Origin of the sequence: Limnobacter sp. (assembly GCF_036846585.1) — a bacterium.
Lineage (GTDB): Bacteria > Pseudomonadota > Gammaproteobacteria > Burkholderiales > Burkholderiaceae_B > Limnobacter.
The window spans coordinates 16,179-38,861 of sequence record NZ_DAIUBR010000007.1 but is presented as its reverse complement, the minus strand read 5'-3'; the positions used below and the strand labels follow the sequence as shown (position 1 = coordinate 38,861).

Annotated in this window: 31 protein-coding genes; 19 read left to right on the top strand and 12 right to left on the bottom strand. The window is 54.3% G+C overall.

The window, feature by feature from the left end:
- Nucleotides 1-37 precede the first annotated feature (37 nt).
- The gene (locus V7028_RS05125; RefSeq protein ID WP_334119028.1) at nt 38-184 is read right to left on the bottom strand and encodes a hypothetical protein; all 147 of its coding nucleotides are present in this window, start codon (nt 182-184) and stop codon (nt 38-40) included.
- Between V7028_RS05125 and V7028_RS05120 the strand changes: the two genes are divergently transcribed.
- Complete coding sequence (locus tag V7028_RS05120; protein ID WP_334119027.1) at nt 183-668, top strand: type II secretion system protein N; 486 nt, start codon at nt 183-185, stop codon at nt 666-668. The two genes, V7028_RS05125 and V7028_RS05120, sit on opposite strands and share 2 nt — an antisense overlap.
- A 9-nt stretch (nt 669-677) precedes the next feature.
- Here the strand turns inward: V7028_RS05120 and V7028_RS05115 are convergent, their stop codons facing one another.
- Both V7028_RS05115 and V7028_RS05110 read right to left on the bottom strand, forming a co-directional pair.
- Nucleotides 678-1,454 (bottom strand): DUF3108 domain-containing protein, encoded by a 777-nt coding sequence (locus V7028_RS05115; RefSeq protein ID WP_334119026.1) that lies wholly within the window; start codon nt 1,452-1,454, stop codon nt 678-680.
- Nucleotides 1,451-1,921: a D-Ala-D-Ala carboxypeptidase family metallohydrolase gene (locus V7028_RS05110; RefSeq protein WP_334119025.1), complete on the bottom strand. Its 471-nt coding sequence runs from the start codon at nt 1,919-1,921 to the stop codon at nt 1,451-1,453. Before V7028_RS05110 ends, V7028_RS05115 begins: the two co-directional genes overlap by 4 nt.
- A gap of 5 nt (nt 1,922-1,926) precedes the next feature.
- Between V7028_RS05110 and V7028_RS05105 the strand changes: the two genes are divergently transcribed.
- Nucleotides 1,927-2,619, top strand: a complete 693-nt coding sequence (locus tag V7028_RS05105) for an HAD family hydrolase (protein ID WP_334119024.1) — start codon at nt 1,927-1,929, stop codon at nt 2,617-2,619.
- Here the strand turns inward: V7028_RS05105 and V7028_RS05100 are convergent.
- The 4 genes from V7028_RS05100 to gpmA are packed head-to-tail and all read right to left on the bottom strand — an operon-like array spanning nt 2,616 to nt 6,813.
- Entirely contained in the window at nt 2,616-3,362 is a 747-nt protein-coding gene (locus V7028_RS05100) for a HesA/MoeB/ThiF family protein (protein ID WP_334119095.1), read from the bottom strand. The two genes, V7028_RS05105 and V7028_RS05100, sit on opposite strands and share 4 nt — an antisense overlap.
- A gap of 26 nt (nt 3,363-3,388) precedes the next feature.
- A complete protein-coding gene (locus tag V7028_RS05095; protein WP_442918685.1) occupies nt 3,389-4,777 on the bottom strand; it encodes a S41 family peptidase in 1,389 nt (462 codons plus the stop codon).
- Nucleotides 4,778-4,779: 2 nt separating this feature from the next.
- Nucleotides 4,780-6,060: a murein hydrolase activator EnvC family protein gene (locus tag V7028_RS05090; RefSeq protein WP_334119022.1), complete on the bottom strand. Its 1,281-nt coding sequence runs from the start codon at nt 6,058-6,060 to the stop codon at nt 4,780-4,782.
- Nucleotides 6,061-6,066: 6 nt separating this feature from the next.
- Nucleotides 6,067-6,813, bottom strand: a complete 747-nt coding sequence (gene gpmA, locus V7028_RS05085; protein ID WP_334119021.1) for a 2,3-diphosphoglycerate-dependent phosphoglycerate mutase — start codon at nt 6,811-6,813, stop codon at nt 6,067-6,069.
- Between the two features lie 168 nt (nt 6,814-6,981).
- Here gpmA and V7028_RS05080 point away from each other — a divergent pair, with 168 nt between their 5' ends.
- Genes V7028_RS05080 through V7028_RS05065 form a run of 4 tightly spaced genes read left to right on the top strand, consistent with a single transcriptional unit; the run spans nt 6,982 to nt 9,223 of the window.
- Nucleotides 6,982-7,395, top strand: coding sequence for a rhodanese-like domain-containing protein (locus V7028_RS05080; protein ID WP_334119020.1), 414 nt, complete (start codon nt 6,982-6,984; stop codon nt 7,393-7,395).
- A complete protein-coding gene (gene grxC / locus V7028_RS05075) occupies nt 7,392-7,667 on the top strand; it encodes a glutaredoxin 3 (RefSeq protein WP_334119019.1) in 276 nt (91 codons plus the stop codon). The genes V7028_RS05080 and grxC overlap by 4 nt, the downstream gene beginning before the upstream one ends.
- A gap of 44 nt (nt 7,668-7,711) precedes the next feature.
- The gene (secB, locus tag V7028_RS05070) at nt 7,712-8,197 is read left to right on the top strand and encodes a protein-export chaperone SecB (RefSeq protein WP_334119018.1); all 486 of its coding nucleotides are present in this window, start codon (nt 7,712-7,714) and stop codon (nt 8,195-8,197) included.
- Between the two features lie 12 nt (nt 8,198-8,209).
- Complete coding sequence (locus V7028_RS05065; RefSeq protein WP_334119017.1) at nt 8,210-9,223, top strand: NAD(P)H-dependent glycerol-3-phosphate dehydrogenase; 1,014 nt, start codon at nt 8,210-8,212, stop codon at nt 9,221-9,223.
- Nucleotides 9,224-9,302: 79 nt separating this feature from the next.
- Here V7028_RS05065 and trmL read toward each other — a convergent pair whose 3' ends face one another.
- On the bottom strand, nt 9,303-9,773 hold the full coding sequence (gene trmL / locus V7028_RS05060) for a tRNA (uridine(34)/cytosine(34)/5-carboxymethylaminomethyluridine(34)-2'-O)-methyltransferase TrmL (RefSeq protein ID WP_334119016.1): 471 nt from the start codon (nt 9,771-9,773) through the stop codon (nt 9,303-9,305).
- Nucleotides 9,770-10,498, bottom strand: coding sequence for a ComF family protein (locus V7028_RS05055; RefSeq protein WP_334119015.1), 729 nt, complete (start codon nt 10,496-10,498; stop codon nt 9,770-9,772). Before V7028_RS05055 ends, trmL begins: the two co-directional genes overlap by 4 nt.
- A 61-nt stretch (nt 10,499-10,559) precedes the next feature.
- Here V7028_RS05055 and V7028_RS05050 point away from each other — a divergent pair, with 61 nt between their 5' ends.
- The 8 genes from V7028_RS05050 to V7028_RS05015 all read left to right on the top strand — a co-directional run bounded on the left by V7028_RS05050 (nt 10,560) and on the right by V7028_RS05015 (nt 16,883).
- Nucleotides 10,560-11,474 (top strand): methyltransferase domain-containing protein, encoded by a 915-nt coding sequence (locus tag V7028_RS05050; RefSeq protein WP_334119014.1) that lies wholly within the window; start codon nt 10,560-10,562, stop codon nt 11,472-11,474.
- 161 nt (nt 11,475-11,635) lie between these two features.
- Nucleotides 11,636-12,145 (top strand): DUF2244 domain-containing protein, encoded by a 510-nt coding sequence (locus V7028_RS05045; RefSeq protein WP_334119013.1) that lies wholly within the window; start codon nt 11,636-11,638, stop codon nt 12,143-12,145.
- Nucleotides 12,146-12,194: 49 nt separating this feature from the next.
- Nucleotides 12,195-13,370 (top strand): cytochrome c oxidase subunit II, encoded by a 1,176-nt coding sequence (gene coxB / locus V7028_RS05040; protein ID WP_442918682.1) that lies wholly within the window; start codon nt 12,195-12,197, stop codon nt 13,368-13,370.
- 21 nt (nt 13,371-13,391) lie between these two features.
- A complete protein-coding gene (gene ctaD / locus V7028_RS05035) occupies nt 13,392-14,996 on the top strand; it encodes a cytochrome c oxidase subunit I (protein WP_334119012.1) in 1,605 nt (534 codons plus the stop codon).
- A 15-nt stretch (nt 14,997-15,011) separates the two neighbouring features.
- On the top strand, nt 15,012-15,155 hold the full coding sequence (locus V7028_RS05030; protein WP_334119011.1) for a cytochrome oxidase small assembly protein: 144 nt from the start codon (nt 15,012-15,014) through the stop codon (nt 15,153-15,155).
- A gap of 12 nt (nt 15,156-15,167) precedes the next feature.
- On the top strand, nt 15,168-15,734 hold the full coding sequence (locus V7028_RS05025; protein WP_334119010.1) for a cytochrome c oxidase assembly protein: 567 nt from the start codon (nt 15,168-15,170) through the stop codon (nt 15,732-15,734).
- Nucleotides 15,734-15,964, top strand: a complete 231-nt coding sequence (locus V7028_RS05020) for a DUF2970 domain-containing protein (RefSeq protein ID WP_334119009.1) — start codon at nt 15,734-15,736, stop codon at nt 15,962-15,964. The genes V7028_RS05025 and V7028_RS05020 overlap by 1 nt, the downstream gene beginning before the upstream one ends.
- 64 nt (nt 15,965-16,028) lie before the next feature.
- The gene (locus V7028_RS05015) at nt 16,029-16,883 is read left to right on the top strand and encodes a cytochrome c oxidase subunit 3 (RefSeq protein WP_334119008.1); all 855 of its coding nucleotides are present in this window, start codon (nt 16,029-16,031) and stop codon (nt 16,881-16,883) included.
- Nucleotides 16,884-16,956: 73 nt separating this feature from the next.
- Here V7028_RS05015 and V7028_RS05010 read toward each other — a convergent pair whose 3' ends face one another.
- Nucleotides 16,957-17,157 (bottom strand): twin transmembrane helix small protein, encoded by a 201-nt coding sequence (locus tag V7028_RS05010; protein ID WP_334119007.1) that lies wholly within the window; start codon nt 17,155-17,157, stop codon nt 16,957-16,959.
- Between the two features lie 53 nt (nt 17,158-17,210).
- Here V7028_RS05010 and V7028_RS05005 point away from each other — a divergent pair, with 53 nt between their 5' ends.
- Genes V7028_RS05005 through V7028_RS04985 form a run of 5 tightly spaced genes read left to right on the top strand, consistent with a single transcriptional unit; the run spans nt 17,211 to nt 21,216 of the window.
- Nucleotides 17,211-18,035: an SURF1 family protein gene (locus V7028_RS05005; RefSeq protein WP_334119006.1), complete on the top strand. Its 825-nt coding sequence runs from the start codon at nt 17,211-17,213 to the stop codon at nt 18,033-18,035.
- Nucleotides 18,032-18,664 (top strand): SCO family protein, encoded by a 633-nt coding sequence (locus V7028_RS05000; protein ID WP_334119005.1) that lies wholly within the window; start codon nt 18,032-18,034, stop codon nt 18,662-18,664. The genes V7028_RS05005 and V7028_RS05000 overlap by 4 nt, the downstream gene beginning before the upstream one ends.
- 13 nt (nt 18,665-18,677) lie before the next feature.
- Entirely contained in the window at nt 18,678-19,685 is a 1,008-nt protein-coding gene (locus tag V7028_RS04995; RefSeq protein WP_334119004.1) for a COX15/CtaA family protein, read from the top strand.
- An 8-nt stretch (nt 19,686-19,693) separates the two neighbouring features.
- A complete protein-coding gene (gene cyoE / locus V7028_RS04990) occupies nt 19,694-20,608 on the top strand; it encodes a heme o synthase (RefSeq protein WP_334119003.1) in 915 nt (304 codons plus the stop codon).
- 5 nt (nt 20,609-20,613) lie between these two features.
- Nucleotides 20,614-21,216 carry an SCO family protein gene (locus tag V7028_RS04985; RefSeq protein ID WP_334119002.1) on the top strand — a complete coding sequence of 201 codons (603 nt, stop codon included), beginning with the start codon at nt 20,614-20,616 and terminating at the stop codon, nt 21,214-21,216.
- Here the strand turns inward: V7028_RS04985 and V7028_RS04980 are convergent, their stop codons facing one another.
- Both V7028_RS04980 and V7028_RS04975 read right to left on the bottom strand, forming a co-directional pair.
- Entirely contained in the window at nt 21,217-21,855 is a 639-nt protein-coding gene (locus tag V7028_RS04980) for a hypothetical protein (protein ID WP_334119001.1), read from the bottom strand. It lies immediately after the preceding gene.
- 147 nt (nt 21,856-22,002) lie between these two features.
- Entirely contained in the window at nt 22,003-22,680 is a 678-nt protein-coding gene (locus tag V7028_RS04975; protein ID WP_334119000.1) for a hypothetical protein, read from the bottom strand.
- Nucleotides 22,681-22,683 lie beyond the last annotated feature (3 nt).

Here is a 22,683-nt window from a genome sequence, read left to right as displayed (position 1 = left end):
TTTTATGAAAATTTGACAGCGAACCGCACCAGGCTTGCTACAGCGTGTGGGGTGCCGTTGCCCCGGGTTGACCGGTAACGCCAGCATGGTTGTCACGGAACAGGTTTTTTTGAACCGTTGCCCGCTTGCGGGTTATGATGCATTCCATCACCTGTTCCCGTGCATTTTCTTTGAGTCTTGCCATGAAACTCGCCTTAAAACGACCTGTTGCCAGCTTCAGTCCCTCGCCTCGCCTGGTTCCGGGTTTGCGCACGCTGCTGTGGCTTGCCTGTGTGGCCTTGGCTGTGTGGGTGCTTATCCAGTTGTTTGCGCCAGCCCCCCAAGTGGCACCTGCCATGCCTGCGCAGGCATCTGCCAAATACCAGATCGACCAATCGCCTGAAGCACGTTTGATGGGGGTGGAAACTGCAGGTGGCTTGACACCGCCCTCGGTGAGTTTGCTGGGCATTTTTGCCAACAGCGAAGGCAAGGGCGCTGCGGTCATGTCAATTGAGGGCCAGCCCGCCCAGTCCAGGCGCGTTGGCGATGAAGTGGCCAATGGCTGGACCCTGGAAGAAGTCGGGCCCACCTTTGCGGTAATGCGCCGCAGTGGGCAGCGCCACCAAGTCAACCTGCCCATTCTGGAAGCAGATCCCAACATGCTGCGCCGCGTGCCTGCGAACGGTTAGCGCTTAGAATTACGGTTGGGGCTTGCCCATGCCAATCAGTGTTTGGGTCAAGGCTTTGCCTTCGGCATCCTGAATCTGGATTTTCACGGGTTGCCAGTTCAGGTCTTTCGCATACCAAATACGCACAATTTCATCGCCGGGTTCTTCAGGGCTGGTTTCGAATTGGAGTGTGTTTAAACGCCGGTCACCCTGACCAAAATCCAGCTTCATGTCTTCTTTCTTTTGCAGCGTAAACACCTCGTTGCTCAAGCGGCCTGTGCTCATTACCCGCAAGGTCAGGGTGTCGCCCACCGCCAAACTGCCGTTGCAGCGCAGGCGGGCTGATATTTGATAAATCATGCTGAGGCGGTCTTGCAGGCCTTTTTCGTAAGGTGCTGATTCGCCATTGCGCTTGAACAGCACCCGCTGAGTTTCGGCATTCAGCATGGATTCCGCCACAGGTTTTTTGCCGCGTTGTTCAGCATAGTACAGCGGGGTCAGGCCCAGTTGCGGATCCACCAAGCCTTCACTTTTCTGCGTCAATTGGCCTGAATACAGAAGCGCCAAAAACCCCTTGGCCTGCGATATCGATTCCAGTTTGTACTGCGTGCCTGCCACACGCAGTTTGTGTGTGCTGACAGCCAATTCGCCAGGGATTTGGCTGTGGCCTAGTGAAAAACGCAAATCGGCGTCTTCTACCTGCTTGCCCATGCCTTTGCATGTGGCCTGGGCAGCATGGGCACCAGCAGCGGTACCAAAACACAACGCCATTAACACGGTCAGCTTCAACACATTGTTTTTATTCATCGCTTCACAATACCTTCCAGATAACCTTCGTCTTTGCTGAAAATGCTCAGGCATTCCCGCCGGGGTGTTTGGTCCAAAGGTGCTATTGATACGTGCACCCATTTGCCAAACTCCAGAATCAGTTGATCAAACTCACATGGCAATTGTGCAATCGCCATGGCCAAGTCACAGGGTGGACCAAATTCAGGGCACACCACATCGGCCGCCAAACCCAGGCAATGCTGGGAATTGGGCACACCGCCTACATGCGCATTCAAGGCCTCGGCCCGAAAGCCGCTGTTGATCTTTAACGCACCACTTCGAATATTCAGGGACTGTTGAATTTCCCCCAGCAATGCCGACAGCCTGCTGAGATTGCCCAACAATTCGGGCGGGCAGTGGTTGTCTAGACCGCACCGCCGCGCAGTGTCAGAATGGCACAAGGTGTCCTGACAAAATTCAGGATGAAAACTCAACTTCAGGTTCATTCGTTTTGCGCATTCGTTATATTCGTCGTCCCCATGCGGGCCTGTCTGGCAAGGTGTACCTGCTCGACCTGGACAATACCCTGCACCACGCGTCCACCCATATTCTGCCCGAGATCAATCGCCAAATGACCCAGTATCTGGTCAAGCACCTGGTTTTGGATCCGCAGCAGGCCAGCGACCTGCGCACCCAATACTGGTTGCGTTATGGCGCCACATTGCTGGGCATGATGCGCCATCACCAAACCAATCCCCATCACTTTCTGGCCAACACCCACCAGTTTGGCGAACTGAAGCGCTTAAGTTCACGCCACGGCAGTGTGCCACATCGCCTGCGCACCTTGAATGGCGTGCGCATCATGCTGACCAATGCGCCCCGCGCCTACGCGGTGGCCTTGTGCAAGGAGCTTGGCCTGTACCGGCACCTGCACGCGGTGATCGCCATCGAAGACATGGTGGTTCATCAAACCTGGCGCCCAAAACCTGCGTCCATTTTATGGCCAAACCTGAAAAGCAAGTTGAAGGGGCGAAGAACCCTGTTGGTTGACGACACCTTTGGGCACCTGGAGCAGGCTGCACGCCATGGCATACAAACCAGCTGGATCACGTTTCCCGGGCTGGGGTTCAAACCGCGTGGTTTGACCGGGCGGGTGAAACACCGCATACGGCAGTTTGAGGCCATTCGCACGGCGAGGTTTTAAGCCTCGCAAACCCCACACTTTGGGTCTTTGCGAATTTTCACCTTGGTGAATTCACAGCTGCGGGAATCGTAAATTTGCAAGGTGCTGTACATGGGCTGCCCAAACCCGGCCAGAATTTTCAACGCTTCGCTGGCTTGCAGTGTGCCAATGACACCGGTCAGCGGCGCGAACACACCCATGGTGGCACAGCGCACTTCAGAAACATCATCCCCTTCCGGGAACAGGCAATGGTAGCAGGGTGCTTCCGGGTTATTCAGTTCAAAAACGGCCAGCTGGCCGTCCAGCCGAATGGCCGCACCAGAAACCAAAGGTTTGCCGAATTTCACGCAGGCGCGGTTCACGGCGTGGCGGGTTTTGAAGTTGTCACAACAGTCCAGCACCACATCCACCTGCGCAACCAGTTGCTCCAGTTCCTCGCCTTCAAGGCGGTGGGGAATTGGCACAACGGTGCTGCAGGGGTTTAGGTCATTCAGGTGTTGTTTGGCCGATTCTACTTTGGCCATGCCCACGCGGGCGGTGGTGTGCAACACCTGGCGCTGCAGGTTGGTCAGGTCGACCTCGTCGTCGTCTGCAATGTAAATGGTGCCAACGCCCGCGCTGGCCAGATAAAGTGCACTGGGGCAGCCCAAACCACCCGCGCCAACCACCAGCACCTTGGCACTGGCAATGCGCGATTGACCTTCAATCCCGATTTCATCCAGAAGAATGTGACGGGAGTACCGAAGTAGCTCCTCGTCATTCAGGTCTCGCAGTTCCATTGTCAGGCTGTTTACTTTTTCACTTTTGCGGTTTGGTCGGCCTTGCGGTTTTGCACAACAGGTTTGCCTTTCAGATAATTCAAGGCTTGCTGCAATTGGTAGTCGTCTTTTTCGCCAAACACAATCGGCTTCATGTCCGCATTCTTGCTGCTTTCCGACTTCTTCTCGCTTGGTGTTTCCTCACCCTTGTCGTTGCTCAAGTGGCGTGTCAGGTCCGCCTCGCGAACGCGTTCAATGATGTCGCCTTCAGGGGTTTCAGTGACCAGGTAATCGGGTTCAATGCCCTTGGCCTGAATGCTGCGACCATTCGGCGTGTAGTAACGCGCGGTGGTCAGTTTGATCGCCGTGTTGTTGTTCAGTGGCAAAATGGTTTGCACCGAACCCTTGCCGAAGGTTTGTGTACCCAGCACCTTCGCACGGCCATGATCTTGCAGGGCACCCGCCACAATTTCGGAGGCGGAAGCCGAGCCACCATTCACCACCACAATCATGGGCACGGTTTTGGCAATCGGGCTCAATTCTTTCAGGTAGTCTTTTTCGCGGCCACGCAGGTAGTCTTCAGGACCGGCCACCAGCTTGCGCTGGGAATCTTCAGTGCGACCGTCGGTTGAAACCACCAAGGTGTTTTGCGGCAGGAATGCAGCGCTCACGCCCACGGCAGCGTTCAGCAAGCCACCGGGGTCGTTGCGCAAATCAAGCACCAAGCCCTTCATGGGGGTTTTGCCTTGCAGGGTGTTGATGGCTTTCACCAAATATTCGCCCGTGTGTTCCTGAAATTGGGTAATGCGCACGTAACCAATGTTGTCGTCCAGCATTTTGGACTTCACGCTTTGAACGCGGATCACATCGCGCATGATTTTAACTTCAATTGGCTTTTCGACATCCTTGCGCAGCAGGGTCAGGCGAATTTCGGTTTTGGGTTTGCCGCGCATCAGGTTGACCGCATCGGACAGGCTCATGCCCTTGGTCGGCTTGTCGTCAATTTTCACGATCAAGTCGCCTGCTTTCACGCCGGCTTTTGCGGCGGGGGTGTCTTCAATCGGGGAAATGACCTTGATGAAGCCGTCTTCGGTGCCCACTTCAATACCCAGTCCACCAAATTCACCTTGCGTGCCCACACGCAATTCCTTGAATGCTTCTGCATCCAGGTAACTGGAATGGGGGTCAAGGTTGGACACCATGCCACTGATGGCACCGTTGAACAGCTTGTCGTCGCCCACGGGCTCGACGTAAAAATTCTTGATGGCACCAAACACTTCGGTGAACTGGCGCAATTCGTTCAAGGGCAATGCCTCGGGTTGCTGCCGTTGGGCCACTGCGCTGATGCCAACGCTGACCAACACACCGGCAACCACACCCACCGATACCAAACTGATTTGCCGTAATTTTTGACGCATAATTCCTACCGACCTTTGGTCCACGAAACAGGATCGAAGGGTTGTCCCTGATGCCTTAGTTCAAAGTATAAACCCGTATCAAGGTTACCACTGCTGTTGCCCGTTTCAGCAATGGTGTCACCCGCTTTCACGGAATCCCCGGATCTTTTCAATAATTTACCATTGTTGCCATACACGCTCAGGAACTGGTCGCCATGGTCAATAATCACAATCTCACCGAATCCGCGCAGCCATTCTGAAAACACCACGCGGCCCGCGCCAACAGCCCGAACGCCTTGCCCAGCCTCAGTTGCAATAAAAATGCCTTTCCAAGATGGGCCTTGACCGTCTTTCGATCGGGTTTGTCCGAACTGCCCGGCCACAGTGCCTTGCACGGGCAGAACAAGCCTGCCTTTCAATTTTGCGAACTCCCCCGTGTTAGGCATGGGGGGTGGGGCGGTGTATTCCGGTTTTTCTGGTGATTTGCGGCCTCCGCCGGTTTGGCCCTGTTGTTTTTGCTGTTGTGCTGCCAGCGCCTGTTTGCGTTTGGCTTCTTCAATGGCACGGGTCAGCTGGGTAATTACATTGCTCAAGCGTGCTTCATCGCGTTGCAGGCGTTTGCGTTCCAGTTCCTGATTCTTCAGTTTTGAATTCAGGTCTTCGATCAGTTGGTTGCGCTCTTCGCGCTGCGCCACCAATTCACGCCGGCTTTTGGTTTGCTCGGCAATGGTGTTGTCCAGCCGGTCCTGTTTTTTCTCCAGGCCCAGTCGAATGGCCTCCAGTTCACGGGCCTGCGCTGCCTGTTGCGCTGCCAAATCACGTTCCGCCGCAGAAATGCGCTCATACCAATAGCTTTCACGTGCAGCCTGGCTGGCAGATTTGCCTGCAAGCCAGGCTTGCGTCGGGTTTACTTCTACGCGGCGGTACTGATTGCGCATCACAACGGCTAGCCGCGCCTGGGTGTTTTCCAGGTCTTTTTGCAGTTGAATTTCTTCGCTCGCCAGTTTGTTGATGTCTGCTTCAAGTGCGTCGCGGTCTTTGTCCAGTGTGTTCAAGCGGTTTTGGGTTTGCTCCAGTCTTTTTTCCAGCAAATCCAATGCCTTGGCAGCCTGTTTCTTCTCGCCGCTGGTTTCCTTGATGGCCTTCTTAAGCGCATCCAGTTTGCGGCGAACCTCATCCCGTTCCTGTTTGACGCCCGCGGGGTCGCGCACGGCACTTTGTGCAGCAGCTGGCAGCGGGGCGGTCAGGGGGGCGCCAATCAGCAAGGCTCCACCAATACAGACAATCAAACGGGAATAGGTGTGCACTGGTTTTTACTTGGCCTTGCCCTGGTTTTTCACAGCAGCCATGGCTGCCTCAATTTCGGCCTGGTCGCCCAGGTAATAACTGCGAATTGGCTTCAGGTTTTCATCCAGTTCGTACACCAAGGGGCGTGCGGTTGGAATATTCACCTTCAAAATATCGTCTTCGCTCAGGTTGTCCAGGTACTTGATCAGTGCGCGCAGTGAATTGCCGTGCGCGGCGATCAGCACCTTCTTGCCAGCCTTGATGGCCGGGGCAATGCCTTCTTTCCACAGTGGGATAACCCGATCAACCGTGTCTTTCAGGCACTCGGTCAGGGGAATTTCTTCGGGTTTCAGGCGGGTATAGCGGGGGTCGTTGCCTGCAAAGCGGGGATCGTCCACCTTCAGCGGGTTGGGCGCAATTGCGTAGGCACGGCGCCAAATCAGCACTTGTTCTTCGCCAAATTTGGCGGCGGTTTCTGATTTGTTCAGGCCTTGCAAATCGCCGTAGTGGCGTTCATTCAAACGCCAGGCGTGCACCACGGGCAACCACATCTGGTCCATCTGGTCCAGGGCAATCCACAGGGTGCGAATGGCGCGTTTCAACACCGAAGTGTAGGCCAGGTCAAAAGTGTAGCCTTCGGCTTTCAGCAGGTCGCCAGCCTTGCGAGCTTCTTCGCGGCCTTTGTCGGTCAGGTCCACATCGGCCCAGCCAGTAAATCGGTTTTCCAGGTTCCATTGGCTCTCGCCGTGGCGCATCAATACAAGTTTGTACATGTTCGGGGCCTTTAAGTTGCTGTCTAATTAGGCAAACCTCCATTTTAGCCTCGATTCAAGGGGATATAATGGTCAACCCATCAAGACCCACTTATTGCAGGATTTATGTCGCAGGAATTTTTGATTCAAAACAGTTGGCTCATCGCCCTCGCCGTAGGCTCTGGCCTTATGTTGATCTGGCCAATTCTTACCAAAGGCGGCGGCACCCGTGTTACGGTGCCCCAGGCCACGCTGATGCTGAACCAGCGCAAGGCAGTCATGGTCGATATTCGCGACGACGATTTCGTGAACAATTCGGGCATGGTGCCCAACGCCAAGCGCGTGGCCGTCAAAGACCTGAAGGACAAAGCCAATACACTGGCCAAAACCAAGGAAACACCGTTGATCGTGCTTTGCCAAACAGGCGCCCGCGCCGGTGCGGCCGCCACTGTATTGAAAGCGGCGGGTTACACCGACGTGTTTGTGCTTGATGGTGGCTTGAATGCCTGGAAGGAAGCCGGAATGCCCGTGAAAAAAGTGCAGCAAGCCGGCGATGCGCCAGTCAAGGCAAGCCAGAGCAAGGTCAAGGCAGGTAAAAAATGAGCAGCAAACATTCTCCCGTTCGCATGTACACCAGTGCAGTGTGTCCGTTTTGCTTGCGTGCCGAACGTTTGTTGAGCGAGCGCGGCGTGCAGAACATCGAGAAAATCCGTGTGGACCTGGATCCTGCCCAGAAAGAAAAAATGATGGCTGAAACCGGCCGCCGCACGGTGCCGCAAATTTACATCGGCAGCACACATGTGGGCGGTTGCGACGACCTGTTTGATCTGGATCGAACTGGTAAGCTGTTGCCTTTACTGGGTTCGGCTGAATAAGCCACGCAAAACCCGTTTATCCATTCATTGATAGGAGCCAGCAAATGGCCGAACAGAACTCAGAAGCCGTGTTCCAAATGCAGCGCGTGTACATCAAAGACGCCTCACTGGAATTGCCCAACGCACCCCAAATATTCCTCGAGAAAAACCCACCGAAAATTGAAGTGTCGGTGGATGTGGGTGCCCAGCGCCTGGCTGAAAACATTTTTGAATCCGAAGTCACCGTGACCGTGACAGCGAAAATCGATGACAAAGTCGCTTTTCTGGTGGAATGCAAGCAGGCAGGCATTTTTGAAATTGCCAATGTGCCGGAAGATCAGTTCGATCCGCTGTTGGGCATTTTGTGCCCCAACATGATTTATCCCTACCTGCGTGCAAACGTCGCCGACCTGATCACCCGCACCGGCTTCCCGCCCGTGCATTTGTCAGACATCAACTTCGAGCAGTTCTACCAGCAGCGCCTGGCTGCCGCCCAAGAACAGGCACAAGGCGCCAAGCAGAACGGTTCCGGCATCATTACCACTGCGTAATTGGCTGCGCGCATGAACATCACCGTGTTTGGTGCCGGTGCGTGGGGCACCGCTGTGGCTGCCCACATGTCGCTAGCGCACGATGTGGTGTTGTGGGGGCGCGACCCCGTTGTGCTGGAATCGATTGCCAATCAGCGCGAAAATTCCCGTTACCTTGCGGGCATCAAATTAAGCCCGGCCCTGAAAGTTCAGGGCGACTTCGTTTTGGCTGCCCAACATGCTTTGGGCCATGCTGATGCCTTGTGGGTGTTGGGTACGCCCATGGGCGCCTTGCGCCAAACCCTTGAGCACCTGCTTCAAATCGCGCCCATTGAGCAATGGCCGCCAGTGGCTTGGTTGTGCAAAGGCTTCGAGGTGGGCACAGGACTGATGCCGCACCAAGTGGTTGAAGAAGTGTTGGGCAAGCCTTGTGGTGGCGCCCTGACCGGCCCATCGTTTGCGGCAGAAGTAGCGCGCGGTTTGCCTTGCGCCCTTACTGCGGCATCGGCTGACCCAAAAACACGCCAGGCCATGGTCCGTGCAGCGCATCACGCCGCTTTGCGGGTGTATGAACTGGACGATTTGGTGGGTGCCGAAGTGGGCGGTGCCGTGAAAAACATCATGGCCGTGGCCACGGGTATTGGCGATGGCATGCAATTGGGCCTGAATGCCCGTGCGGCCTTGATTACCCGCGGCATGGCTGAAATCAAGCGCTTTGCTGTGGCCTTGGGGGCGCAAGCTGAAACCCTGAACGGACTTTCCGGTTTTGGCGATCTTATTTTGACCTGCACTGGCGATCTGTCCAGAAACAGGCGAGTCGGTTTGATGTTGGCCCAGGGCAAGTCGCTAGACGTCATTCTCAAGGAATTGGGGCAGGTTGCCGAGGGCGTGAAGTGTGCGCCCGTGGTCAAGGAGCTTGCAACCAGGCTGGGCGTTGACATGCCGATAACCGCAGCGGTGAATGCGGTGCTTTTTGAGGGCGTTAGCCCCGGAGAGGGCGTTCTTCGATTGTTGTCGCGTGAAGCCAGGTCTGAAGACGCCGAATGATTTCTTGCCTTGGTGAGTCAGTGTGAATATCAAAAAGGGATCAACAGGTTTTCAGGCAAGTGATTGAGACTCGCGCCGATCAGGCTCCGCCTTCAAACCCAAGCTGTCGCCACGCCTCATACACCACCACAGCCACTGAATTCGACAGGTTCAGCGAACGGCTTTCCGGGCGCATTGGCAAGCGCAGCCAGTTTTCTTTGGTAAACCAGTGCCGAACATCCTCTGAAAGCCCGCGCGTCTCGCTGCCAAACATCAAATAATCTCCGGCCTTGAATTGCACTTCGAAAGGCGATCGTGTGCCCTTGGTAGTTATGGCGAAGCAGCGTTCCGGGGTTGGCTTGCAAGTGTCCAGAAAAGCCTGCCAACTGGTGTGCACTTGCATGCGGGCGTATTCATGGTAATCCAGCCCGGCCCTGCGCATGCGCGCATCTTCAAGCGGAAAGCCCAAGGGCTCAATCAGGTGCAACTGCACACCCGTGTTGGCGCACAGGCGAATCACATTGCCCGTATTGGGTGGAATTTCGGGTTCAACCAACACCACGTGGATCATTCTGGGGTCCTGCAAACAGCCATTAATAAAATCGATTTTGCACCTGCCTTGCGCAGTGCCGCTTCGCAACTTTGCAGGGTGGCGCCCGTGGTAATTACATCGTCCACAAGGCCAATGCGCAAACCAGCAGGCATGGGGCGTGTGGCCCGAAACAAACCCCGCAGGTTGTGTAGCCGTTCACCCCGGCCAAGCTCTGCCTGCGCGCGGGCCTCGCCTGTTTTAACAAGCCAGTCTGTGTACACCGGCCGCTGGATATGTCGCCCTGCGTGTTTGGCAATCAGCGCGGCTTGATTATAGCCTCGCTGTTTCAGTTTTTCCTGGCTGCCGGGCACGGGGATCAGCAAATCGGGTAGTGCGCAGCCTGCCTTTTGGGTGTTCAGGCCAAGCCACGTCCCCATGAATGCTCCCAATCCGTGCGCCTTTCCGTATTTCAGTTGCGCTATCCACTGGTCAAACGGGGCCGTGTAATCGCAACACACCACGCAGCCGGATTGTTGGTCCACGTTGCCCGCCACCTCGGGTTTGCAGTGCCTGCAATGTGTCCAACCGAAAGCCTGTGGCCGTGGGCCAAGCGTCAATCCACAGCGTCTGCAGCGAACATTGGACATGCCTTCCAGCAGGTGAATGCAGGCGCAGCATGCAAAGCGCGCCAACTGGTTGGCATGCGGGTTTTTGATCCCGGCATGACAGGCCACGCAGCGCCTTGGCAGCACGGCATCGCCCATCCCTTGGCAAGTTCTATAGAATAGGTTGCACAATTGTTTTGGCAACATGGTATTTCTCACAATGTCCTCGCAGTATTGGAAACAACCCCGGTCGAATGCCGAGCTGGCGCAGCAATGGTTGCGCCGGGTGGGTGCGCCTTTGCCCTTCATTCTCGAAGAGGTCAACAAACGCATGTTGGCGCGTGCGCAGATCATGCGCCCGGTCGAGGGAGGGGTGGTGCATCAAGGCTGGTTACACCCTGCCACGCTGCCAGAAGTTAAAAACCTGTTTGCTGGTCGCCAGTTCACCGTATTTGCCCCCCATGCCATTGAATTGCCGGTGGCGCCGGTGGATCAGGCGGCCGCATCCTTTTTGGCCAAGCTGTGGCCGGGGCGCCCAGCCGCGCCAAAAGCAAGCCACGCCACCGCCCTGGCGGTCAACAGCCCCTTGCCCTTGGGCGATGCAAGCCAAGCCATGGTTTGGTCGCCCCTGTGGCTGCACGGTGTTGAAGACCCGGGCCAGCAACTGGCCGAATGGTTGCGCGTGTTAAAGCCCGAGGGTGGGGTGTTTTTCAGTTGTTTCGGGCCCGACACGGGCAAGGAGCTGCATGGCGTCGCGCAGTCGCTGGGTGAAGTCTTTCCGGACTTCGTCGACATGCACGACATTGGCGACTTGATGGGCAAGCAGGGTTTTTCAGACCCGGTTATGGAAATGGAAAAACTGATCCTGACCTACACCACGCCGGAAAAGCTTCTGGCGGATTGGCGGGCCTTGACAGGAAATTCGCTGCAACAAAGGCAAAAAGGTTTGCGTACCCCCGCGCGTTACAACGAGGCTCTGATTTGTCTCGAAGGTTTGCGCAACGCTGAAACAGGTCGAATTCCGCTGACACTCGAACTGGTGTACGGGCATGCCTGGAAAGTGAAAAGAGTGGCAAAAACCGATATTGCGACGGTGAAAGTTTCAGACATCAAGGGACGCAGAGGGTCCAAATAGCGTGCTGCTCTGCAGCATTTTTAAATGTAGCCCATTGTTTCTAATTAATTTCCGGGAAAACTGGCTCGGATTGCAACTGCGTTGTTGCTTGCTTTAGAGCCTTGAGCCTATAATTCGAAGGTTTTTATGCACTCTTTTGAGTGTGCATAGGGTCTGAATGAATGCTCCTCAAGAGGTACATGGGCATGATTCCAGAAAGTTCAAGTCAGGCAAATCTGCCGCAAAGTAGTAAATGGGTCTTCAGGCGCAACTGTTCGCTAAGTCCCAAACAGCTTTTGCAGTGGTACTTAAGTCTCTGTTTCATCACCCTGGTTGTGGCGACAGGCTTTTTGTTGGCGGGCTTCTGGATTGTGCTGCCTTTTGCGGGCATTGAATTGTTGTTGGTGGGCACGGCATTCGTGGTCTATGCAAGGCATGCAGGCGATTACGAAATGATCGCGCTTCAGCCAAACCAGTTGCTTCTGGTGAAGGCCGACGGTTCCAGGCTGACCCAGCTTGAATGGTCACCCCAATGGGCCAGTTTGAGCTACAACGGAAAATACAAAGAGCCCTTGGTGTTCAGTTACAAGGGTCAACAAGTAAAAATAGGCAGGTTCATTGCCGAAAAAGACAAGTCAGCGCTGCATCGTGAGCTGAAAGCGGCGTTGGCAAGGGTTGCATGCCCTGTGTAGGCATGTGGCTTCCACCAGTTTGATATTTTTTTTGAGATTGAGGATCGCCATGTTGAAGTCGTCCTTGGGTATTCGCAAAGTAGTAGCAGCAGCTGCCGCAATTGCGATGACATCCTTCGGAGGTGCAGCGTTTGCCCAGAATGTTTCTGGGCAGCCCTTGCAGTACAACCTCGTCGAGCCGGTTACTGAAATCGCGCGTCAAATCTATGATTTGCACACGTTGATGTTGGTAATCTGTTTGGTTATTTTCGTTGCCGTATTCGGCGTGATGTTCTATTCAATCTTTGCGCACCGCAAATCAAAGGGTGCGAAATCGGCCTCTTTCCACGACAGCGTGAAAGTTGAAATTGCCTGGACCATCATCCCCTTTCTGATTGTGATCGGCATGGCCTTACCTGCCACCAAAACAGTGGTCGCGATGAAAGACACATCGAACGCTGACCTGACCATCAAGGCCACCGGTTACCAGTGGAAATGGGGTTATGAATACCTGGCTGGCGAAGGCGAAGGCATTTCCTTCCTGTCCACGCTGTCCACCCCACGCGACCAGATTGAAGACCACCAGGGCCAGGCAGTGGCCCGCGGTGAAAATTATCTGATGGAAGTGGACAACCACGTTGTGGTGCCTGTTGGCAAGAAAGTGCGTGTGGTCACCACCGCAAACGACGTGATTCACGCCTGGATGGTTCCCGCCTTTGGCGTGAAGCAGGATGCGATCCCCGGTTTTGTTCGCGACACCTGGTTCAAAGCCGAGCAGGAAGGCATCTACCGCGGTCAGTGTGCCGAGCTTTGTGGCAAAGACCACGCTTACATGCCGATCGTTGTAGAAGTAATGTCTGAGGAAAACTATTCCAAGTGGGTTCAGGCCAAGCTGGATGAAATGAAATCCAAGCAAGACGACCCAACCAAAGAATGGATGAAGGAAGATCTGGTTGCTCGTGGTGAACAGGTTTTCAACGCCAACTGTGCGGCTTGTCACCAGGCTTCCGGTGAAGGTATTCCAGGCGCATTCCCTGCGCTGGTTGGCGCGGCCTCGATCAAAGGCCCGCAGGCTGACCAAATTGCAATCTTGCTGAATGGCAAGGGCGCTGGCATGCCAGCGTGGAAGCAGTTGAGCGATGTTGAAATCGCTTCAGTCATTACATACACACGAAACGCTTGGGCCAACGCTGGCACAGGTACCGACCCGGTTGTTCAGCCAAGTGCTGTTACGGCTGCACGTTAATAGATTGCTTAGGAGATTTACATGAGCACTACCGCGGCAGATTTGACCCACGGACATGGCCACGACCATGACCACGCGCACGACCACCCGCATGGTTGGCGCCGTTGGTTGTACGCAACCAACCACAAAGACATCGGTACCATGTACCTGATTTTTTCGTTCATCATGCTGCTGGAAGGCGGCGTGTTGGCCCTGATGCTGCGCGCAGAGCTGTTTGCGCCCGGCCTGCAACTAGTTCAGCCGGAATTCTTTAACCAGCTGACCACCATGCACGGCTTGATCATGGTGTTCGGTGCCGTGATGCCCGCGTTTGTGGGTTTCGCCAACTGGATGATCCCGCTGCAAATCGGTTGTTCAGACATGGCTTTCGCCCGCATGAACAACTTCAGCTTCTGGCTGATGATCCCTGCGGCCATCATTCTGACCGCATCGTTCTTCATGCCCGGTGGTGCAACTGCTGCTGGCTGGACGCTTTACGCGCCTCTGTCCGTACAAATGGGCCCCGGCATGGACGCCGCCATTTTCGCGATGCACATTCTGGGTGCTTCCTCGATCATGGGCTCCATCAACATCATCACCACCATCCTGAACATGCGCGCTCCCGGCATGACCCTGATGAAAATGCCGATGTTCGCATGGACCTGGCTGATCACAGCTTACCTGTTGATCGCCGTGATGCCTGTTTTGGCCGGTGCAATTACCATGGTGTTGACTGACCGCCATTTCGGCACGTCATTCTTCAACGCAGCTGGCGGTGGCGACCCCGTGATGTACCAACACATCTTCTGGTTCTTCGGACACCCCGAGGTGTACATCATGATCTTGCCAGCGTTCGGCATTGTGTCGCACATCGTGCCCACCTTCGCCCGCAAAACCCTGTTCGGTTACAGCTCCATGGTGTACGCCACGTCGTCCATCGCGATCCTGTCCTTCATTGTTTGGGCGCACCACATGTTCACAACCGGCATGCCAGTAACCGGCCAGTTGTTCTTCATGTACGCAACCATGTTGATTGCAGTGCCCACGGGCGTGAAAGTGTTCAACTGGCTGGCCACCATGTGGCGTGGCTCCATGACATTCGAAACCCCCATGCTGTTTGCAGTCGGTTTCATTTTCGTGTTCACCATGGGCGGCTTCACCGGTCTTATTCTGGCTGTGGCACCGGTTGACATTCAATTGCAAGACACGTACTACGTGGTTGCGCACTTCCACTATGTGTTGGTAGCGGGCTCACTGTTTGCATTGTTTGCGGGCACGTACTACTGGTTGCCCAAGTGGTCTGGCCGCATGTACAGCGAAAAGCTGGGCAAGCTGCACTTCTGGTCTTCACTGATCAGCTTCAACGTTACATTTTTCCCCATGCACTTCCTGGGTCTGGCCGGTATGCCACGTCGCTACGCCGACTACGCCACACAGTTCACTGACTTCCACGCCATCGCCACCGTTGGTGCGTTCTGGTTTGGTTTGTCCCAGTTGATCTTCCTGTGGTGTGTTCTGCGTGCATGGGCATTCCAGAAAGGCGAGCCAGCACCTGCAAGCCCATGGGAAGGTGCGGAAGGCCTGGAATGGACAGTTCCATCACCAGCCCCGTTCCACACGTTTGAAGAACCACCTTTGGTGAAGTAATTTACCGAAAAGGAAATGATTTTGACGCCTGAAGAGAAAGAAAAGGCCAAGCGAAACAAGCGCACCGGTTTGATTTTGCTCTCAGTGGCAGCAGTGTTTTTTCTGGGTATCCTGATCCGCAAGGTGATGGAACCCAGCATTCTGAGTTTGGTGAACTGAAGGTAGGGCAGCATGGCACAGGAACATAACCAGAAAACAGGCGGTTTGCACAAGCAGATGCTGCTGCGCCTTTTGGTGATTGTGGTGGCCATGTTTGCATTCGGCTATGCATTGGTGCCAATTTACAAGGCCATTTGCGAGATCACCGGGATCAACGTGCTGACGCCGCAAACCAAAAATGCGGCCGACATTGTGAAGAACACCCAGGTGGACAAAAGCCGAAGCATTGAAGTGATTTTTGACGCAAATGAGCGGGGAAGTTTTCAGTTCAAACCTGAAACCAACCGAATGACTGTTCACCCCGGTGAATTGGTTACCGTGAATTATGTGGTGCACAACAACCTGCCAAAAGACACGGCAGGCCAGGCCATACCCAGTTATTTGCCGACCAAGGCGGCTGAACATTTCACTAAACTGGAATGTTTTTGCTTCAAGCAGCAGCCGTTCAAGTCAGGTGAGAAAAAAGAGTTTCCGGTGGTGTTTGTGATCAACCCGAAGTTGCCACAAGACGTACACACCATCACCTTGAGTTATACGTTTTTTGAAGTGGCGGGTGCCACAGCCATGGTTGCACAATAATGTCGGAAGACATCAAACAGGCCGCATCGCGCAAAGCGAACAAGGCTGTTTTTTTGCAAACCCTGTCGGCTGTGTTGTGGTCCTTTTTTGGTGTCCGGAAGAGCAAAAGCCATTCCGAAGACATGCAGAATTTGAACCCCATTCACGTCATTGTTGTTGGTGTGCTTGCAGCTGCAGTGTTTGTGCTGGGCCTGCTGGCTTTGGTGAATTATGTGGTGGGCTCTGCATAAGCAGCACGGAACCTGCCTTCGAAGTATTGAAGCATTTAAATTTAAAGAAATAGGAGAAACCACCATGCGTGCGAATGCACCATATTACTTTGTGCCTGGGTTGTCCCACTGGCCCGTGCTTGGCGCGGTTGCCATGTTCTTTTTCGTTTTGGGCATGTCGCAATGGGTCAACGGAGTAAGCTGGGGGCCAGCATCGTTTGCGCTCAGCATGGCCATTTTGATCTACGTGTTGACCGGTTGGTTCAAACACGTAGTTGGCGAATCCCAAAGCGGTCAGTACAGCGATCGCGTGGACATTTCTTTCCGCTGGTCCATGTCATGGTTCATCTTCTCCGAAGTGATGTTCTTTGCCGCATTCTTTGGCGCCTTGTTCTATGCGCGTCAAATTGCAATGCCCTGGCTTGGCGACATCGACAACAAGGCCTTCCTGTGGCCTGACTTCACTGCCAATTGGCCCAACACCGGCCCTGCTGGCACCATTGATGCATTCCAGACCATGGGCCCATGGCCCATTCCAACCATCAACACAGCCTTGTTGCTTACATCAGGTTTGACCCTGACTTGGGCACACCACGCACTGATCGCCAACAAGCGCAGTCAGTTGATCGGTGGTTTGGCCTTGACTGTATTGCTGGGTGCGATTTTCATGGGCTTTCAGGCATATGAATACATTCATGCTTACCAAGACCTGAACCTGAAGCTGACTTCCGGTATCTTCGGTTCAACCTTCTTCATGTTGACTGGTTTCCACGGTTTCCATGTGACGATTGGTGCCATCATGCTGTTCTTCATCATGATCCGCTGCATCAAGGGACACTTCACGCCGCAAAGCCACTTTGCGTTCGAAGCGGCCGCTTGGTACTGGCACTTCGTTGACGTGGTGTGGTTGGGGCTGTATGTGGTGGTTTACTGGCTGTAAGCCAGCACCGCTGGGAACAACAATGGAAAAAGCCACTGGAACATTTCCGGTGGCTTTTTTTTGAGTTTTGAATTTATCGAATACCTGTGGATTCAATCCATCCCATGTACCAGGAAAAGAGGATGAGAAGAAACAGTACAATGGACAAGCCGATACGCATGGTCAATGCGTTCACAGTGCGGCTCGATTTGCTTTTGTCTTTCATCAGAAAAAAAAGCGCCGAACCCAAGCTTGCCAGAATGCCCAGAAATGCCAGGCCAATGATCAACTTCATGATGAACACCCTTCAAAAACCAACCGTGTACAACACACATCCGGAAGTATGTCATGGTTAAAGCAGTGAATTCACCCGGCAAGACAAAGCTTGCCTTTACCGTGTTGATCGGTGCGGCTTTGGTGTGGCTCACTTTTAGTTTGGGGCAGTGGCAAACGGGCCGTGCACAGGAAAAGCAGGCGCTGTTTGACGTACAGGCGCGTGCCTTGGCGGCTTCGCCGATTTCGCCAGCCAGTGCACGGCTGGACTTGGACAATTTGTCCTACCGGAAAATTGAACTGCGGGGCACCTTCGATGCCAAAGCCCTGATATACATAGACAATCGTCAAATCAATGGTCGCCCGGCTGTGCAGGTGGTGCAGGGTTTTCAGCCAGAAGGTGCGGGTTTTTTGATTCCGGTTGATCGCGGCCTGTTGTTGCGCGACCCTGCCAATCCACGGCGCGCACCCGGTATGCCGTCGGGTTCTGCCGGGGGTGGTGAACCTGTTGAATTGCGTGGCACCATTTTGCCGCGTTTTGCCCAATCGGCTGAACTGCGTGGCTTGCATCTGGGCAGTGCCGATGAAATTTATGTGGAAGAAAGCAACGGCTTTCAGGTGTGGTCGAATTTCAGTGTTGACAAGTTTGCCGAGCTGGCAGGGCAGTCAGTCAGCAATTTTGTAGTGACCCTGCAGCCGGTTGCGCAAACCGTTCAAACGAAAGCACAGCCTGAAACAGCGCAACAGGTGGATGGTTTTTACCATGTTGCCGTTCCCCTGCAGGAACAGGTGGCCAAGCACAAGGGGTATGCCTTTCAGTGGTTTGCCATGTCGGCGGTGTTGGTGCTGTTGACTTTGTTTTTTGTATATCGCGAGTTTTACAAGGGAAATAAAACATGAATGCAGCCAACGCGCCAGCGAAGCTGAACAAGAGCCGCATCACCTTACTGCTGGTGTTTCTCACCTGTGCACTGCCCATTGTGGCGGCCTTTTACCTGTATTTTTTCAACAAGCCCGATGGCACCAACAACTACGGCACTATTCTTGACCCGCAGGTGAATGTGTCCACCGACGTATTCAAGAACATCAATGGTGACGATTTCACCATGCAGCAGGTTGCAGACAAGTGGGTGCTGATTCAGGTCATCAACAGCCAGTGCGACGCAGTGTGCCAGAACACGCTGTATTTCCAGCGCCAGGCCCGCGCATCCAAGGGAAAGGAGCAGGGGCGCATTGAGCGCGTGGTGTTTGTGACCGATGATGCCCCCCTGGAAACCCTTCTGTTGCGCCAGTTTCCCAACGTGCATTTTGTGCGTGCCAGTGAAGAGCAGTTGAAAAGCTGGCTGCCGCTGGAGCAGGGCATTGTGGGCAGCAAAGGTAGTGGCGACATTGGCACCGTGCGAGACCACGTGTTTGTGGCCGACCCGCTGGGCCATGTGATGATGCGGTTTCCGCCGAACCACACCCTTGAGTTCGACAAGTTTCGCAAAGACGTAAGCCGCCTGTTGTGGGCTTCGAACATTGGATAAGCAAGAGAGCAGCATGAGCAGTTACAAACGTTTGGTCGCCTTCACCACAGTTCTAACCTTTCTTTTGATCATGTTGGGCGCCTTTGTGCGCTTGACCGACGCGGGCCTGGGTTGCCCAGATTGGCCCGGTTGCTACGGCAAGCTGACGCCGACCCATGCAGCCGAGGAAATTGCCGAAGCTGTTCAAATACAGGGTGGCGATCATGGCCCGGTGTCCATTCCAAAAGCCTGGAAAGAAATGGTGCACCGTTATGTGGCCACATTTCTGGGAATCCTGATCATTGGCATCATGGCGTTGGCCTGGAAAAAACGCAGCGAGTTAAAACAATCGCCTGCCTTGGCAACCTGGCTGTTTTTTGCAGTGTGCCTTCAAGGTGCATTCGGGGCCTGGACCGTGACCATGCTGCTTAAGCCCGCCATTGTGACCGGGCACTTGATTGGCGGCATGACCATCCTGGGCATGTTGACCTGGTTGTGGCTGCGCCAAACAAGCCCTGCGCGAACCGTTGCACCGGTTCAAGATGTCCGTAAGCTGCGGTTGTTGGCCCGCTTGGGTTTGCTTGCCGTTATTGCCCAAATTATTCTGGGAGGGTGGGTCAGCACCAACTACGCTGCGGTGGTGTGCACTGATTTCCCGAGTTGCCACGGCAGCATGTGGCCGCATATGGAATTTGATCACGCCTTTCACATTGTTCGCGAGCTGGGCGAAACGCCCAATGGGGACATTTTGAATGTGGCTTCGCTCACCGCCATTCACTTTATTCACCGCGTGGGCGCGTTGGTGGTTACAGCCATTTTGGGCTTTTTAGCGTTTGCCTTGTGGCGCAACCCGGGCACCAAACCATTGGCCATTAAAGTGGCAGCAGTGCTTGCATTGCAAATCGCAATGGGCATTGGCAACGTGGTGTTCCAATTGCCATTGTGGTTGGCAGTGGCGCACAATGGGGGGGCAGCGCTGTTGCTGGTCACCCTGATCTTGGTAAACTATCGGGTTGCGGGCAATCGCCATCGAATTTCATAAGGCCCACCATGCCATCAGCACCAACAAAAGCCGACAAAGCCAAAGCCGCGAGTGGATTTCTCCACGTCGCCAAGCAGTACTGGACATTGACCAAACCACGTGTGGTGGCCTTGATCGTGTTTTGTGCTGTGATCGGCATGTTTTTGGCCACGCCCACCTTGCCCGATGCGCAGGTGCTGATCGCCGGTACCTTGGGTATTTGGCTGGTTGCTGGCGCAGCGGCAGCATTCAATTGTCTGGTGGAGCAGAAAATTGATGCAGCCATGGCACGCACGCGCGCGCGCCCCCTGCCGCGTGGGGAATTGAATTCCGTCCAAACGCTGGTGTTTTCCAGCATGGTAGGTGGCGTCGGTGTGTGGATTTTATACGTGTTTGTGAACCCGCTGACCATGTGGCTGACCTTGGCCACATTTGTGGGCTATGCCGTTATTTACACCCTGCTGTTGAAACCCAACACCCCGCAGAATATTGTGATCGGCGGTGCTTCCGGAGCCATGCCACCTGTGCTGGGTTGGGCTGCAGTTACGAATAGCGTGTCGGCCGAAGCCTTGGTGTTGTTCCTGATTATTTTTGTGTGGACGCCCCCGCACTTCTGGGCTTTGGCTTTGTACCGCACACAGGAATACGCGCGTGCCGGGTTGCCCATGCTGCCTGTAACCCACGGGGCGGCTTTCACCCAGTTCCATGTGTTTTTGTACACCATCATGCTGGCGGCCACCACAGCCATTCCTTACGCCATGAAAATGAGCGGGCTGCTTTACCTGGTCTGTGCTGTTGTTTTGAATGCTATTTTCATCGGCTACGGTTACAAAATCTGGAAAAATTACAGCGATGCTCTGGCCAAAAAGGCATTCACGTATTCCATCGCCTACCTGGCGTTTTTGTTTGCGGCCTTGTTGGTCGATCACTATGTGATGGTGTAGCTGGCATGTTCAAGAAGTTTCAAAAAGTGGTGCGCGGTTCAGCGTTGGGTGTGGTGGTTTTGTTGGCCGCATGCAATGTGGGGCCAGCCAGTTTTACCAACACCGACATCACGGGCTCAGCCTTGGTGGCCAACTTCAAGTTGAAAGACTTGTCGGGCACCGAGCGCACCATGGAAAGCTACAAGGGCAAGGTGGTGGCTATGTTTTTCGGCTACACCCATTGCCCCGACGTATGCCCAATCACCATGCAGCAATGGAGCGAGGTAAAAGCCAGGCTGGGCGAGAAAGGCGAGAACCTGCAAGTGTTGTTTGTGTCGGTTGACCCTGAACGCGATACCCCCGAATTGCTGAGCAACTATGTACCCCAGTTTAACCCCACTTTTGATGCGCTCACCGCCAGGTCTTCTGAAGAATTAAAGCCCTTGCTGGCTGGCTTGCGCGTGTTCGCAGGCAAAGTAGAGGGCAGTAGCCCTGGCAATTACTTGATGGACCACACGTCGGCCAGCTATGTGTTTGACCAGCAGGGCCGCGCCCGTTTGCTGGTACGCCACAATGCCGATTCCGCGCCTGTGGTCAGCGATATTGCGCAAATTCTCGACGGCAAGTGATTATTCTTTTTGAATGGTGATGACGCTGCCGCTTAGCTGGGGCAGGTCCATTTCAAGGCTATTGAGAAATTTCTCAATCGGCCATCGTTTTTCAGCGTTCCTTCCAGCACAGTGCTTTGTCCAAATCATGTTGTCTTCGATCTGGAATGCCACCTGCCATTCCAGCAGCAGGGGATGCCCGGAAGGCCCGTGGTTAATCAAAACAATCACTGGTTGGCCCAAGCGAATTTCATCTTCAATCAATTGCATTGTCTGTTCCTTCGGGTTGCCTGCGTACCAGTTCGCGTTCAGTTCGGCTTTGTGAAGGCTTGCAAGCATCATGGCGGGCGAAGTACCCAAACTGCCGCTAAGCAAGTTCGGTGTGTTGCTCCAGCGTATTAATTCTTCAACAAACGGATCGTTCACGGGGCGACCATTTTGTTCCCGCGGCAGGTGGTTCCATCCAATTCCGTAAAAGTGAAGCACTGTGCCCAAGGCACACGGGCCGCTGGCATTGTTGTGCCCGGGCGGCGCGGAAAAGCTCCAAATGTTGGCCAACCTGTGGGCGGCTCCCGGTTCAGCAATGCGTGTATTTGACAAGTCGATGGGGATCGTTTTGGCTTCGGAGAAATCAAGTTCGAAGCGTTCGCTGTCAGTCATTCAAAGCGTCCTTTGCTGCAATTACACAAATACGCATCTTATTCAGTCAATTGCTATATCCACGCGACGCATAGTTGTATGCACATTTCTTATTCCGTTGTGCAGAACCAATGCTTATTTCGTGTAAATGGAACTGATCGTTTCGTGTCAGACTAAGTTGATAGCGAGCAATGTTTGCTGTGGGTCGTTGATTTGTTCTGGCAGGGGCAATGAGCCCAAGGGAATCGGGCCAAACGTGTCTGGTTCAGGTTCCGGTTCGGGTTGGGGGTCCGGCTCAGGCTCAGGCTCAGGTTCTGGCGTTGGTTGTGGGTTCGGGTTGTTGGGTGTTTCCGATTCGGCAGCGTTGGTGTTGCTTTCCGTGGTGGTGTTGTTTTCGTTGTCGCTGTATATGGCTGCGGTGGCACCCAGAAAAGCGACGCTTTCCAGCACAGGAAAACCGGTGGAATCACCTTCTGTGCTAGTGGTAAACAGACCGAAGATGTTGCTTTTTTCCTCGGTGGCCGCGGTGGTTTCAATTGCAGCCTGATCTTCGAAGTAAACACCTTCGCCCAGCATGTCTGTTGCGATCCATTGCGGGGGCTGATCGTTTTCAAGCACTTCAAGATTGAAGGTTGCTGCGGCGTCGTTTTCAATCACCAACGCATTGTCTACCCCTGTGAACTGGATCACCGCTTTGGCGTTTGGGCCGCTGACAATCCGGTCGCCCGGCAACAGAATCATTCCCGTTTGGGCAGGCAGAAAGAAGCCATCCCGAATCAGCTGCACATTGCCGATAGCCGAGGTGATTGTTGCCAGTTGTTCCAGCGATTCTGTTGCTGCGTTCATGTT